The sequence below is a fragment of the Pantoea sp. GbtcB22 genome (genome assembly GCF_019091025.1).
Taxonomy (GTDB): Bacteria; Pseudomonadota; Gammaproteobacteria; order Enterobacterales; family Enterobacteriaceae; genus Pantoea; species Pantoea leporis.
In genome coordinates this window covers 1-235 of record NZ_JAGXKB010000876.1, presented here as the reverse complement: position 1 = coordinate 235, position 235 = coordinate 1, and the positions used below count along the sequence as shown (strand labels likewise).

Below are 235 nucleotides of genomic sequence, written 5' to 3'. Positions count from 1 at the left end.
CGAGCACACCGGTACCCGCAAGATGCTTAGCCACAATTTCTCGGGCAGGCATATGCAGCACCAGCGGTGCTACCACCGCCATGGTTTTCACCATGATGCCGTAGGCAACCACGGCCGCCAGCGCGGAGACGCCGTCGTTATTGGTAAAGCCAAGCGCCACACCGATCGCAAAGATCAGCGGCATATTGGCAAATACCGAACCTCCCGCTTCGGCCATGACGTGGGAATCCACTTC

Annotated in this window: 1 protein-coding gene; it reads right to left on the bottom strand. The window is 58.7% G+C overall.

Annotation, left to right across the window (positions count from 1 at the left end):
- A partial coding sequence (locus tag KVT28_RS26920) for a PTS transporter subunit EIIC (protein WP_217551386.1) occupies window positions 1-235 on the bottom strand: 235 nt, incomplete at both ends.